General features: G+C 68.4%; 10 protein-coding genes. 7 read left to right on the forward strand and 3 right to left on the reverse strand.

All coding sequences use genetic code 11. The features are described from left to right. Positions 1-12 precede the first annotated feature (12 nt). Together lysX and OID54_RS32730 are read left to right on the forward strand one after the other, a co-directional pair. Positions 13-3,321 (forward strand): bifunctional lysylphosphatidylglycerol synthetase/lysine--tRNA ligase LysX, encoded by a 3,309-nt coding sequence (lysX, locus tag OID54_RS32725; protein WP_329025500.1) that lies wholly within the window; start codon positions 13-15, stop codon positions 3,319-3,321. Between the two features lie 92 nt (positions 3,322-3,413). After that, positions 3,414-4,307: a polysaccharide deacetylase family protein gene (locus OID54_RS32730; protein ID WP_329025502.1), complete on the forward strand. Its 894-nt coding sequence runs from the start codon at positions 3,414-3,416 to the stop codon at positions 4,305-4,307. A 105-nt stretch (positions 4,308-4,412) separates the two neighbouring features. Here the strand turns inward: OID54_RS32730 and OID54_RS32735 are convergent, their stop codons facing one another. Beyond that, positions 4,413-5,066, reverse strand: a complete 654-nt coding sequence (locus tag OID54_RS32735) for a class F sortase (protein ID WP_329025504.1) — start codon at positions 5,064-5,066, stop codon at positions 4,413-4,415. 321 nt (positions 5,067-5,387) lie between these two features. Between OID54_RS32735 and OID54_RS32740 the strand changes: the two genes are divergently transcribed. Further along, on the forward strand, positions 5,388-5,975 hold the full coding sequence (locus OID54_RS32740) for a hypothetical protein (protein WP_329025506.1): 588 nt from the start codon (positions 5,388-5,390) through the stop codon (positions 5,973-5,975). Between the two features lie 210 nt (positions 5,976-6,185). On the opposite strand, the gene OID54_RS32745 is transcribed toward OID54_RS32740, so the two are convergent. Continuing rightward, a complete protein-coding gene (locus OID54_RS32745; RefSeq protein WP_329025509.1) occupies positions 6,186-6,722 on the reverse strand; it encodes a hypothetical protein in 537 nt (178 codons plus the stop codon). A 585-nt stretch (positions 6,723-7,307) separates the two neighbouring features. Between OID54_RS32745 and OID54_RS32750 the strand changes: the two genes are divergently transcribed. The 3 genes from OID54_RS32750 to OID54_RS32760 all read left to right on the forward strand — a co-directional run bounded on the left by OID54_RS32750 (position 7,308) and on the right by OID54_RS32760 (position 11,465). Further along, positions 7,308-8,267: an SCO0930 family lipoprotein gene (locus OID54_RS32750; protein WP_329025511.1), complete on the forward strand. Its 960-nt coding sequence runs from the start codon at positions 7,308-7,310 to the stop codon at positions 8,265-8,267. A gap of 205 nt (positions 8,268-8,472) precedes the next feature. After that, complete coding sequence (locus OID54_RS32755) at positions 8,473-9,285, forward strand: SAM-dependent methyltransferase (RefSeq protein ID WP_329025513.1); 813 nt, start codon at positions 8,473-8,475, stop codon at positions 9,283-9,285. Then, positions 9,285-11,465, forward strand: coding sequence for a putative bifunctional diguanylate cyclase/phosphodiesterase (locus tag OID54_RS32760; RefSeq protein ID WP_384638139.1), 2,181 nt, complete (start codon positions 9,285-9,287; stop codon positions 11,463-11,465). Before OID54_RS32755 ends, OID54_RS32760 begins: the two co-directional genes overlap by 1 nt. Before the next feature lie 170 nt (positions 11,466-11,635). Here OID54_RS32760 and OID54_RS32765 read toward each other — a convergent pair whose 3' ends face one another. Next, on the reverse strand, positions 11,636-12,523 hold the full coding sequence (locus OID54_RS32765; protein ID WP_329025517.1) for a LysR family transcriptional regulator: 888 nt from the start codon (positions 12,521-12,523) through the stop codon (positions 11,636-11,638). Positions 12,524-12,605: 82 nt separating this feature from the next. Here OID54_RS32765 and OID54_RS32770 point away from each other — a divergent pair, with 82 nt between their 5' ends. Next, complete coding sequence (locus OID54_RS32770; protein ID WP_329025519.1) at positions 12,606-13,325, forward strand: succinate dehydrogenase cytochrome b subunit; 720 nt, start codon at positions 12,606-12,608, stop codon at positions 13,323-13,325. Positions 13,326-13,332 lie beyond the last annotated feature (7 nt).

Here is a 13,332-nt window from a genome sequence, read left to right on the forward strand (position 1 = left end):
ACAGTGCTGATCATGAGCAGCACCGCGGACCGCGCACCACACACCCGCGGCTGGGCCCGCGGCCACTCCTGGAGCGGGGTACCCGCCGCCTTCGCGGCGTTCTTCGCGGTCCTCGGCGTCTACTGCGCACTCATCGCCGTCATCCCCCCGCTCCGAACCCTGCTGCGACCCGTCACCCGGTTCCTCGACCTCCTCACCGTGCCCGTCAGCGCCAACCTCGCCTACGCGGCCTTCCTCCTGCTGCTCGCCACCGCCGTCGGCGCCCGTAAGAGGACCGCATGGTGGCTGGTCACCGGCTATCTGGCGGTCCTGCTCCTCGCCGATCTACTGAACCTGGTGTTCGATCCGTCGTGGTCGTGGGTGCCGAGCTTCGTGGTGTGCCTGGGCGCGGTCGCGGTCCTGGTGCTCGCCCGGGGCGAGTTCTACGCACGCACCCGACCCGGCGCGGTGCGCAGGGCGTTCCTCGTCCTGGTCGTGTCACTGGCCCTCGGGGTGCTGGTGGGGTGGGGACTGACCGCACTGTTCCCGGGCTCACTGCCCAGTTCACAACGACTGGGATGGGCCGCCAACCGAGTGTTCGGCGGACTGGTGCCGGCCGGACAGTTCGACGGCCGTCCCCCCAGGTTCCTGGACTTCCTCCTCGGGGCGTTCGGTGCCTTCGCACTGCTCGCCGCGGCGGCAACCCTCTTTCGCTCACAACGCCTCCGTGCCGCACTCCACGGTGACGAGGAAGACCGCATCCGCGCCCTCCTGGCCGCCTACGGCAAGACGGACTCCCTCGGCTACTTCGCCACCCGGCGCGACAAGGCCGCCGTCTTCGCACCGAGCGGCCGAGCCGCCATCACCTATCGCGTCGAAGCGGGCGTCGCACTCGCCAGCGGTGATCCCGTCGGCGACCGGGCAGCATGGCCCGGGGCCATCGAAGCCTGGCTCGACATCGCCCGGCACCACGCCTGGGCGCCGGCGGTCATGGGCGCGTCCGAAGACGGCGCACGGGCCTACGCCCGCTCCGGACTCGGCGCGATCCAACTCGGCGACGAGGCGATCGTGGACGCCGCCCGGTTCGATCTCGACGGCCGTGACATGCGGGTGACCCGTCAAGCGGTGAACCGCGTACGGCGCACCGGAGCCACCGTCCGGGTCCGGCGTCACTCCGCGCTCACGGAGGACGAGATGCAAACCGTCATCGACCGGGCGGACGCCTGGCGCGACACCGAGACCGAGCGCGGATTCTCCATGGCGCTCGACCGCCTCGGCGACCCGGCGGACGGTGACTGCCTCCTCGTCGAGGCCCTCGACGAGGACGGTCGATTGATGGCCCTGCTCTCGTTCGTGCCTTGGGGACGCGATGGAATCTCGCTCGATCTGATGCGTCGCGATCGCGCGGCACCCAACGGAGTCACCGAGTTCATGGTCGCCGGGCTCTGCGCCGGAGCCGCCCGCGTCGGTGTGCGGCGCATCTCGCTGAACTTCGCCGTGTTCCGTTCTGCCTTCGAGGAAGGGGCCCGCATCGGCGCGGGCCCCGTGCTGCGTGCCTGGCGGCGCCTGTTGCTGTTCTTCTCCCGCTGGTGGCAACTCGAAGCGCTCTACCGGTCCAATGTGAAGTACCACCCGCAGTGGTACCCGCGCTTCCTCTGCTTCGGGGACGCCGGATCCCTGGCCCGGATCGGGCTCGCCTCCGCGATCGCCGAGGGCTTCGTCTCCGTACCCAGCCTGAGGGAACTGTGGGGCAAGGGGCACTCGGGGGCGCCCAGGCCGGCGACCACCGAGTCACTGCCCGCCATGGCGACGCTCGGACTGCCCGAACCGAGTGCACCCACCACCGGGCAGGAGCGGCTGCCCGATCAGATGCGCGTCCGGCGCAGAAAGCTGGAGCGGCTGCGCGCTGAGGGCATCGACCCCTATCCGGTGTCTGTCGTCCACCCGACGGGCACGGTCGCGCAGATCCGGGCCGCCCACCAACCGGCTCCGCGCCCCGGCGGACGCACCGACCAGACGGAGACCGTCGCCGGTCGGGTGATGGCCGTACGCGACTTCGGCGGAGTGGTGTTCGTCGTGCTGCGCGACTGGTCCGCGGACCTACAGATCGCGCTGACGAGGGACGAGAGCGGACCGGGTACGGTGGCCGGTTTCACCGCCACCGTCGACCTGGGTGACCACATCAGCGTCACCGGGGTCATCGGTACGAGCGATCGGGGGGAACTGACCCTCTTCGTCACCCAGTGGCAGCTCACGGGAAAGTGTCTGCGCCCGCTGCCCGACAAGAGGCGCGGTCTGGCCGATCCCGAAGCACGCGTCCGCCAGCGCTATCTCGACCTGGTGGTCAGCCCCGGCGCCCGCGATGTCGTGCGCCACCGCTCCGCGGCCGTCCAGGCGCTACGACAGGGATTGCTGGAGCGCGGCTATCTGGAGGTCGAGACGCCGATGCTGCAACAGATCCACGGTGGAGCCAACGCACGCCCCTTCACCACCCACATCAACGCCTATGACCTCGACCTCTATCTGCGCATCGCCCCCGAGCTCTATCTGAAGCGGCTGTGCGTCGGCGGGTTGGAGAAGGTCTTCGAGCTGGGCCGCACCTTCCGCAACGAAGGCGTCTCCTACAAGCACAATCCCGAGTTCACGATGTTGGAGGCGTACCAGGCGTTCGCCGACTACGACACGATGCTCGACCTCACCCGGGAACTGATCCAGGGCGCGGCCATCGCCGCGTTCGGCTCGCCCGTCGCCCACCGCAAGTCCTCCGACGGCACCCTGGTCGCTCATGACATCTCCGGTCCCTGGCCCGTACGGACGGTCTACGGCGCGATCTCCGCGGTGCTCGGCGAGGAGATCGACGCGGATACGGACGAGGGGACACTGCGTCGGCACTGCGATCGGGCCGGTGTCCCCCATGTCCCCGACGACACCCGAGGCGATGTGGTGCTGGAGATGTACGAGCGGCTCGTCGAAGAGCGCACCGAGTTGCCCACGTTCTACCGGGACTTCCCCACGGACGTCTCCCCACTCACCCGCCAGCACCGCCGCGATCCACGGCTTGCGGAACGCTGGGACCTGGTCGCGTTCGGTACGGAGTTGGGCACTGCCTACTCCGAACTCACCGACCCCGTGGAACAGCGCCGCAGGCTCACCGCCCAGTCACTCCTTGCCGCAGGGGGCGATCCGGAGGCGATGGAGCTGGACGAGGACTTCCTCGACGCCCTGGAGTACGCCATGCCGCCGACCGGGGGACTGGGCATCGGCGTCGATCGACTCGTGATGTTCCTGACGGGTCTCACCATCCGTGAGACCCTGCCCTTCCCCCTGGTGCGCCGGGGCTGACACGCCTCCCGCACTGCTCCCATCGGGTGTTTTCGCCGGCCGGGGCGTGTTGGAGTGCGTTTCGCCGCACCGACCGTGCGAGCTGTGTGGTCATGACGAAGGATCAGACGACGCCCGATCGACGCTCAGTGCTGCGGATCGGTGCGTACCTGGGTGCGGCGGCCACGGCAGGACTGTTGATGACCGAGGGCACCGACCCCGTGGGGAGAGGAACGGCAGCCCGCACCGCCGGTGCATCCGATGCTCCGACCGGTGCTCCTACCGGTGGGGGACCGGCGCCCGCGGCCGGTCCACAGGCCGCGCAGGGACCACCCGTCAAGGCGACGTCCTACCGGCTGCGGCCGATGACCGAGTACCACCCCGCTCCACTGCGCCGGGTCCTGCCACCGGTACGGACCCAGCCGTTCCTGAGGCTGCCCGACACGGACCGGGCCATGGTGCTGACCTTCGACGACGGACCCGATGCCCGGTACACCCCCGGCATCCTGCGCACCCTGCGACAGTACGACGTACAGGCCCTGTTCTTCGTCTGCGGCGAGATGGTGGACCACAACCGGGACCTGCTGCGCGAAATGGCCGACGACGGGCACGTCGTGGGCAATCACTCCTGGTCGCATCCGTTGATTCCGCGGCTGCCGCCCTCACGGATCCGCGATGAGCTGGGGCGCACCAGCGAGCTGGTGGACGAGGTGCTCGGAGAGGCGCCGCTCTGGTACCGAGCGCCGTTTGGGGCGTGGAACAAGCACTCGTTCGAGATCGGTGCGGAGTTGGGGATGGAGCCGCTCGCCTGGACGGTCGACACGCTCGACTGGACCGAACCCGGGACCCGCACGATCGTGCGTCGGGTGTTGGACGGCGCAGGACCCGGTGTGGTGGTTCTCTCCCACGACGCGGGCGGCGATCGCTCCCAGAGCGTTGCGGCGTTGCGGCGGTACTTGCCACGGCTGTTGGACGACGGCTATCAGATCACCGTCCCGCGGCGTTGACGGCGCAGCTCGCCAGGACGCGTCGACCCCATGCCGCCGTTCGTTGCCGTGGGGCGGTGCGGACCCACGGCTCGTACGTCCGATGCCGGGGCCGGCACTCGCACTTCAGCGGGAGTCGACCATGCGGGCGAAGACCACGACGTTGCCGTCGTAGCCGTTCGACTTGGAGTAGCCGCCGCCGCAGGTGATCACCCGTAGTTCGGCATGACCGGTATCCCCGTACACCTGGGCGGCGGGGAAGTCGTCCTTGTCGAAGACCTCGACGCCGTACACCTCGAAGACCGCCGTCTTGCCGTCGAAGCGCGGCACTTCGACCCGTTCACCCTTGGTGATGGAGCCGAGGCCGTAGAAGACGGCCGGGCCAGAGAGGTTGTCGACGTGACCGACGATGACCGCGGTACCGCGCTGGCCCGGTGCGATGCCGTTCTGGTACCAGCCGGCGATGTTGCGGTCCTCGGCCGGCGGGGCTTCGATCCAGCCGTCGGGGTCCAGACCGACGTTCATGAGCGGGGCGTCGACCTTGATCGAGGGGATGCGCACCCGTTCGGCGGGCGCGAACGTCAGGGACTTGGGGGGTACGAGGGGGGCGAACGTCTCCCCGTCGGGTCGGGCCAGTGATGCTGCCGCCGCTGGCTGCGGGGGGCCGAGCGACACGTCGACACCGTTCTTCATCAGGGCGATCCCGGTGAGCATCACCAGGGCGAGCACGCCCCACGGCGAGCGCCTGCGGGACTCCGAGCCGTTGTACCCCTCGCCCATGACTCTCCTTTTGTCACATCTACCCGCTTCGTGTACGCACGCTAAGTGAGCACGACGCGTGGTGCGAGGAGAGGAGGGCGAACGGGTGGCGCCGCCACCGGGGGTGGCCCATCCGTGTCAACCCGCCCGATAAAACTTCTGACGGTCTGTGACCTGCGGCTCCATCAGATCGCCCCGGCGTGTCGTCAGTGCGTGCCCTCACCGGTGTGGACCAGTGTCGACATGCGGTCGGGAGTGGGCCCGGTGAGTGTTCGTCATGGAAGGCGTACTCGTCGAATTTCCCGGAGCGCCGCTTCGGTGCGTCTTCCCTGGAGGATCACGATGCGTGCTTCACGCGCTCTCGCAGTGGCAGCGGTCACCTGTGCTGCTGTCGGGCTCTCGGCCCCGCTGGCCGCTGCGGGCGGCGACAGCCAGGACAACAGCCAGGTCCACGTCTCCGTCAATCCGCACGCCGTTCACCAGGGCGGCACCCTGACGATCACCGTCCACGGCTGCAACCGCGGCGGTACGGTCACGTCCAATGCCTTCTCGCAGGTCACGCTCTCCGCGCCCCGCGAAGACAGCCGCGGGGACAACCGCGGGGACAACCGTGATAGCCGGGAGAACCGCGACAACCGCGGGGACAACCGTGACAACAACCGTGAGAACACTTCGACCGCCACGGCCCGGATCCATGACCATGCCTCGCCCGGGCACTACAACCTTGCGGTCCGCTGCAACAACAACCGCAATGTGGCGACCGCGCAGTTCACCGTACTGTCGGGTCGTGGGGCGCAGGGCGGCCTCGGTGGTTCGATGGGGCCGAGTTCGACCGAGATGGCGGTGGGCGCCGGGCTGGTCGGCACCGCGGCCATCGGCGGGACGTTGTTCATCGCCCGCCGTCGACGCACGGTCGGCGCCAGGACGTGACCGTCTGACCCTCACCGGTCGTCGTGCGGTGGAAACCCGCTGTCGTGCGGTGGAGACCCGTTGTCGTGCGATGCGAAACCGCTGTCGTGCGGTGGGAAAGCCCGTTGCCCCGACCTTCTACCGGGTCGGGGCAACGGGCATTCCTGGTCCGGGCGGGCGAGCAGTGCGGGCCCGGTGGGTGTGGTGCGACACGATGGGCGGCTGACGGGATCAGTGTCGGTGACCGTAGACACGCCTGCGTACGACGAAGACCGTCGTGCCGGCGGCGGCGAGCACGAGACTCGCTCCGAGGGCGATCGTGCCGGTGTCCATCTCCTCGACGCTCCCGCCGAGTCCACCGAGGACGCCCGACGGCGTGGTGGTGGGTGCGCTCGACGTCGTCGCCGTGGAACTGGTGGTGGGCGTCGACCGACCACCGGCGATCGTCAGGTTGAAGCTGCCCCGCTGGCTGCCGCAGGTGAACTGCACCGAGTACTGGGCTCCGGGCCGAGCGGCCGGGTCGACCGTGGCCACGGCGGACGTGCCCGGCCTGATGGTCACGGCATCGAAGATTCCTGACGATGCGGTGGCGGTGGTGTTGCAGCCGCTCGCCGAGAGCGCCACCCGCCCGCCCGGTGCGACGGTCGAGGGACTGACGGTGAAGTAGATCGAGGCTTGGGTGTCGGCGGCAGCCGCGAGGGGGGCGGCGGCCCAGCCGAGTGCAGTGGCGCCCAGCAGTGCGGCGGACGCAGCGCGTATCGCGCGCATGGTCATTCCTCCGGGTCCCCGAGGAGCAGGCGCGGAACCGATTTCCACAGAAGGCAGGTCATTGCCCCTCGATGACCGAAACGCTAGGAGCGCTGTTCCACCACCGCGATCGGTGTCGGGCGAATGGGTCATTTCGCTAGCCCGTACGAAGGACAGCTCAGGATGTCCTCCGCACCTTGTCCACCTCGGTGTCGTAGGGCCCTCGTCCACCTCGGTGTCGTAGGGGCGGTGTCGTAGGGGGCGGGCGAGAAGCCAGCTGGCGAGGCGTGCACATCCACGAGCCATTGCCAGAGCCATTGCCGAGTCCGTGGAGGGCCCGCATCGCTCGCGGAAGTGTTCATTCGGCCGGTGTGCAACACCCTGCGCCCCTCCTGCCCCGCCGATCGGTGCTGAACCGCTGTTCAGCACCGGTAGACCCGTCACTGCGCCCCCCGGCCCGCTCACCGCGGTCGCCCAGCGTTCGGAAACCTTCTTCGAGAATTTTTCGACGACGTTGAACACACCCCTGCCTCCGGCCCGTACCTAGGGCCATGAGCGACGCGGACGGGCGTCGCATCAGGCTCATAGGGATCTTGGGGAGTGGACATGAACACCTGGCGTAACGCCTCGCTCGCGGTGACCGCGGCGGCCGTACTCGTGCTGACGACGGCGTGCGGTCAGGACAAGACCAACGACGGTGGCGACAGCCAAGCCGTTGGAGCGGCCCGCTCCGCACAGCCCGCAGGAACCGGCGGCGGCTACGGGAACGACTACGGCTCCGGCGCCAGCGCTCAGGGAGTGGCAGCCAAGCCCGGTGGGCAACTCGCCGTGCGCCAGGACCCGGAACTGGGCAAGGTCGTCACCGACAGCGCGGGCTTCACCCTCTACCGCTTCGACAACGACACCGCGTCCCCACCGAAGTCCAATTGCGATGGCGACTGCGCGAAGGCATGGCCCGTGGTCGCGGCGCCCGGTACATCGTCGGCACTCGGAATCGACGCCTCACAACTCGGTGAGGTCACGCGCACCGATGGTTCCAAGCAACTGACCATCGGCGGCTGGCCCATGTACCGCTTCGCCAAGGACACGAAGGCCGGTGACATCAAGGGACAAGGTGTCGGTGGCACCTGGTTCGCAGCGGCTCCCGACGGTAAGAAGGCCCAGGCCGGAGCGGGTGCGGCGAATCCGACCCAGCCCGTGGACCCGGCGGGTCTGACCACCCGACAGGACCCTCAGCTCGGCGAGATCGTCATTGATAAGAACGGTATGACCGTCTATCGGTTCAAGAAGGACTCGGCCTGGCCGATGAAGACGGCGTGCACCGGGGACTGCCTCCAGAAATGGCCTGTTGTTGCCCCTGTCGACAAGAACAACACCAAGGGAATCCTGAAGAAGGGCTTCGTCACCTTCAATCGTCCCGATGGCATCAAACAGCAGACCATCGACTGCTGGCCGCTCTACACCTTCTCGGGTGACACCAAGCCGGGTGACACCAATGGCCAGGGCGTGGGCGGCACCTGGTTCGCGGTATCCCCGCAGGGCAAGCTGGTCGGCGCGCCCAAGTAGATCCCCACTGCAACAGAGGCCGGAGTAGGCCCGTCCCACGCCCTGCGTGACGGCGGGCCGCTTGCCGTATCCCTCGCCATGTGACCAAGAACGGACCGCGAATTTCCGTTTGGGCTCGCTCAATTGGCGGGCGATCAGTAGCCTCGGCTCGAACACTGGCCATGCACATGGCCGGTTCCCCGTGGCGACTTGGTTGGAGACATCGATGGAGCGTCCCGCCTGGGCCCCGCCCGGCATCGATATATCGGTGCCGAGCGTGTCCCGAATGTACGACTATTACCTGGGCGGCTCGCACAACTTCGAGGTCGATCGCGAGGCGGCCCGCAAGGTTTTGGAGTTCATGCCGGGGCTTCCCAAGGCCATGCAGGCCAACCGTGCTTTCATGCGCCGCGTGGTGAATTACGCAGTGGCTCAAGGCGTAACCCAGTTCCTGGACATCGGTTCCGGAATTCCCACCTTCGGTAATGTGCACGAGGTTGCACGCAATGCGAGCAGCGATGCACGCGTTGTGTACGTCGATCACGATCCGGTTGCCGTTGCCCATGGGCAGGCCGTCCTCGGGGACGACCCCAAGGCCGCCGTAGTAGCCGCTGACCTGCGTAGACCGCAACAGATCCTGGAAAGCCCGGAAGTCGCCGCGGTGTTGGACCTCAATCAGCCGGTGGCGCTGCTCCTCCTCGCCGTGCTCCACTTCGTCGAGGACGAGGAAGACCCGTACACGGCGGTACGGCGACTGCGGGATGCGACGGTGCCGGGCAGCCTCGTCGCCGTCACCCATATGTCGTACGACACCGTCCCGGTGCCGAGGGAACAGGCCGAGGGAGTGGTCGGCGTCTACCGCGGGACCCGCAGTCCACTGATATCGCGTTCGCGTGAGCAAATTGCTGATTTCTTCGAGGGGTACGAGATGGTCGAGCCCGGCCTGGTGTCCATGCCGCAGTGGCGGCCGGACGCCCCCACCGAGCAGGAAGACCCATATGCCTTCGCAGGCTTCGCCGGGGTGGGGCGCAGGGCGTGATGGCTCCGTCGCAAGCACCGGGTTCCGCGGCGGACCCGGACGGCCTTGAAGACAGACTCCGTCGGTTCGCCACCATCTGGAGCCGAGCCGTCTTCCCCGTGACGGCGACCTCGCTCACGCGTCCCGAGATCGAGCAGCACCTGCTGCCCCTCGCCCGCCAACTGAGCGAATCGCTGCACTCCCACACCTTCGACGCCCGCGCGGTACAGCGCATCGGGGCCGCACTGATCGAAGCGCACTGCACCGATCCCGAGGCGCTCAGCCGCACCCTCGGCGTGATCGACGCCTATCTGGTGCTCTACTGCGGAGATCCCGGCATCGAGGGGCCCGGCGCCGAACAGGCCGCGGAAGACAGCCGCGCCCGCTGTGCCAGGCTTCAGCACGCGCTCGCCGCCGGCTACGCCCATGGACTGCGCGAACGCACCCTCGCCGAGCAGGAGTCCATCGCCCACTCCTCCCTCGCCGCACGCAACGCCGCCGTGAGCGCCCTGCACGCCACCGAGACCCGACTGCGCGCGGTCTTCGAGGGGGCCGCGATCGGTATCGCCATCGCCGATCTCGAAGGCAACATCCTGGAGGTCAACGAGACCCTCACCCGGATGTTCGGCGGCTTGGAACAGCACGTGCGCGGCAAGAAGGTCACCGAGTGGTCGCACCCTGAGGACCGTCCCCACGTCTGGCAGCTCTATCGCGAGCTCGTTCGCGGCGAGCGGGAACACTTCCGGGTGGAAAAGCCCTTCTTCCGCAACGACGGCACGGTGCTGTGGACCAATCTCACCGTCTCCCTCCTCCGGGACCCCGACGGCCGCCCGCAGTACCAACTGGCCCTGCTGGAGGACACCACCGAACGACGCCTCCTCCATCTGCGCCTGCGCTACGAGGCCACCCACGACGCACTGACGGGACTGCCGAACAGGACGCTGTTTTTCGAGCGTCTTGAGAAAGCGCTCTCCGCAGGGGACGGGGCCAGGTTCGGGCTCTGCTACCTGGACCTCGACGGGTTCAAGGCCGTCAACGACAGCTTGGGCCACGCGACGGGTGATCGACTGCTGGTCGAGGTCGCCGACCGGCTGCAGAGCTGTGCCACAGCACCGGGGGAGATGGTGGCGCGGCTCGGCGGCGATGAGTTCGTGGCCCTGACCACGGGTCCCGACACCGAGCACGAGGTCGACGAACTGGCGGCCCGCATCCTCTCCGCCCTGGCCTCACCCATCCGGGTCGACGGTCGTGAGTTCACCGTCCGCGGCTCCATCGGCATCGTGGAGGGGCCGGCGGGTGAGCGCACCACCGCCGAGGTGCTCCGCAGCGCCGACATCACCATGTACCGGGCCAAGTCCGCCGGTGGCAATCGCTATGAGACGGCCGACCCCGAAGCCGATGCGCGTGCCATCACGCGCCACGGTCTGACGACCGCGTTGCCCGCGGCGTTGGAGCGCGGCGAGTTCTTCATCGAGTACCAACCCCTGGTCGACATGTGCGACGGCAAGGTCCATGGCGCGGAGGCCCTCGTCCGCTGGTGCCATCCACAACACGGCGTCCTCGGACCCGATCAGTTCATTCCGCTCGCCGAACACACCGGACTGATCATTCCGCTCGGCCGTTGGGTCCTTCAGGAGGCCGTGCGCCAGGCGCGGTACTGGCAGGAGCACCACGCCGACCTCGGGCCGGTGCGGATCAATGTGAATCTCTCGCCCACCCAACTCCAGCACCCGGGCCTGGTCAACGAGACGGTCGCCGTGCTCGAAGGCTCGGGGCTGGCCCCGGGCTCGCTTTGCCTTGAGGTCACCGAATCCGCCCTGATCGGCGCGGACGAGGGGTTGCTGAAGCCGCTGCGCCAGCTGGCCGAGTTGGGTGTCGACATCGCCCTGGACGACTTCGGCACCGGCTACTCCAACCTGGCCAATCTGCGCAGGCTGCCGGTCAGCGTCCTCAAACTGGACCGTTCCTTCACCAAGGGTATGCAGCACCTGCCGGTGGACCCGGTCGATCTGAAGATCGTCGAAGGGATCGTGTCGCTGGCCCACAGCCTGGAGCTGGCGGTCACCGTCGAGGGCGTGGAGACGGGGGCGCAGGCCGACCAGTTGCGCGAGCTGGGCTGTGACACCGCTCAGGGCTGGTACTACGCGAGACCGGGCCCGCCCGAGAAGCTGCACGCCCTGACCCTGGCGGACGCCGTCTGATCCGGACGCAGATCCTGGGGTGTGGTCACCGTGCACGGTAGCCACACCCCGGGGCCCTGTCCCACACCGGACGCCGGCACCCCTCGTACCGCCCACGGTGCACCCGGTGGGCTCTGGGCGTCGTCCACCGACACAAGGCAGGGTCCCCGCGAGAAACGCGCGACCGGAGTTCAGTCGGTGGCCGCTGACGCCAGGAGCACCCGTTGGAGCTCACGGGCCGCCCTCGGCGGAGCCACGTCGCTGCGGTGCGCGAGGGCGATCGTCCGTCGCAGGCCCGGCCGGGCCAAGGGGGTCACCCGCAACCCCGGCCCCGCCCGCCCCGCCACCATGCTCGGCACCACCGCCATACCGAGCCCGGCGCGCACGAACCCCAGCACGGCGTCCATCTCCCCGCCCTCCACGGTGAAGCCGGGTTCGAACCCGGCCGCCCTACAGGCGGCAACGGTCAGCTCCCGCAGGTCGTACCCGTGCCGGAACATCACCAGCGGCTGATCGCGCAGGTCCGCGATCCGTACCGGTCTGCGGGGTGCCTTCGCCGATGCGGACGACACCACCACCAGGTCTTCCCGAAGCAACTCCACCGTGGTCAGCGCGGGCGATCCCGGGGGCAGCGGCAGCACGACCAACGCCAGATCGAGGGCGCCCCGCGCCAACTGGCGCACCAGATCGTGCGAGCCGCCCTCCTCGATCAGCAGCCTGATCCCCGGGTGCCGATCGTGATAGACGCGCAGGACGTCGGGCAGCAGCCCGGTGCACAGGCTCGGCGTCGCCCCGAGCCGCACCCTGCCCCGGCGCAGCTGCACCAGCTCCTGCACCTCGTGCCGTGCCGTGTCGGCGTCCGCGAGGATACGCCGGGCGAGCGGCAGCAGGGTCTCACCGGCCTCGGTGAGCGAAATATTGCCACGGGCCCTACTGAACAGTTCCGCGCCCAGTTCTGTCTCCAGGGCTCGGATCTGCTGTGACAGCGAGGGCTGTGCGACATGGACACGTTCAGCGGCCTGAGTGAAGTGATGTGTCTCGGCCACGGCCACAAAGTAGAGGAGCTGTTGCAGCTGCATGCTCCTACGATAGGGGATGTCTATTGAGATGACCCGGATCATGTCTTGGACCTCTTGACTCCGCTGGCCCTACCTTTCCCCCATGGCTCTGGCAACACGGACGGACAACGGGAACGCGGTGCGCAAGCCGCCACCCAAGCGCTCCTTCTGGGGATCGACGATCGGCAAGAAAGTGGTCATGGCCGTCAGCGGCCTGATCATGCTCGGCTACCTCGTCGCCCATGTGATGGGCAACCTCAAGGTCTTCTTCGGCCCCGCGGAGTTCAACGAGTACGGCCACTGGCTGCGCACCATGGGCGCCCCGATCCTCCACGAGGAATGGGCCCTGTGGATCGTCCGCGTCGTGCTGCTCGCCGCAGTCGTGGCCCATGCGGTCTCCGCGTACCAGCTCAGCAAGCGCGACATCAAGGCCCGGCCCAACAAGTACGCCCACCAGCGCAAGCGCGCCAGCTACGCCACCCGAACGATGCGCTGGGGCGGTGTCATCGTCGCCCTCTTCATCGTCTGGCACATCCTCGACCTCACCACCCTCACGGTGAACGAGAACGCACAGCCCGGACGTCCGTACGAGAACGTGGTCGCCACCTTCTCCACCTGGTACGGCAACGTCATCTACATCACGGCGATGCTCGCCATCGGCCTCCACGTCCGCCACGGCTTCTGGAGCGCCGCCCAGACCCTCGGTGTCGGCAGCGCCTCCCGCGACCGCATCCTCAAGATCGTCGCCAATGGCCTCGCACTGGTGCTGACCGCCGGCTTCATCGCCGTACCCGTCGCCGTCATGACCGGAGTGGTGAGCTAGGTGAGCA

The sequence above is a fragment of the Streptomyces sp. NBC_00690 genome (assembly GCF_036226685.1).
Classification (GTDB): domain Bacteria; phylum Actinomycetota; class Actinomycetes; order Streptomycetales; family Streptomycetaceae; genus Streptomyces.

What these genes read in the sequence shown, in the direction of transcription:
- lysX (WP_329025500.1), top strand. Translation starts at nt 13, where the DNA reads ATGAGCAGCACCGCGGACCGCGCACCACACACCCGCGGCTGGGCCCGC.
- OID54_RS32730 (WP_329025502.1), top strand. Translation starts at nt 3,414, where the DNA reads ATGACGAAGGATCAGACGACGCCCGATCGACGCTCAGTGCTGCGGATC.
- OID54_RS32735 (WP_329025504.1), bottom strand. Translation starts at nt 5,066, where the DNA reads ATGGGCGAGGGGTACAACGGCTCGGAGTCCCGCAGGCGCTCGCCGTGG.
- OID54_RS32740 (WP_329025506.1), top strand. Translation starts at nt 5,388, where the DNA reads ATGCGTGCTTCACGCGCTCTCGCAGTGGCAGCGGTCACCTGTGCTGCT.
- OID54_RS32745 (WP_329025509.1), bottom strand. Translation starts at nt 6,722, where the DNA reads ATGCGCGCGATACGCGCTGCGTCCGCCGCACTGCTGGGCGCCACTGCA.
- OID54_RS32750 (WP_329025511.1), top strand. Translation starts at nt 7,308, where the DNA reads ATGAACACCTGGCGTAACGCCTCGCTCGCGGTGACCGCGGCGGCCGTA.
- OID54_RS32755 (WP_329025513.1), top strand. Translation starts at nt 8,473, where the DNA reads ATGGAGCGTCCCGCCTGGGCCCCGCCCGGCATCGATATATCGGTGCCG.
- OID54_RS32760 (WP_384638139.1), top strand. Translation starts at nt 9,285, where the DNA reads ATGGCTCCGTCGCAAGCACCGGGTTCCGCGGCGGACCCGGACGGCCTT.
- OID54_RS32765 (WP_329025517.1), bottom strand. Translation starts at nt 12,523, where the DNA reads ATGCAGCTGCAACAGCTCCTCTACTTTGTGGCCGTGGCCGAGACACAT.
- OID54_RS32770 (WP_329025519.1), top strand. Translation starts at nt 12,606, where the DNA reads ATGGCTCTGGCAACACGGACGGACAACGGGAACGCGGTGCGCAAGCCG.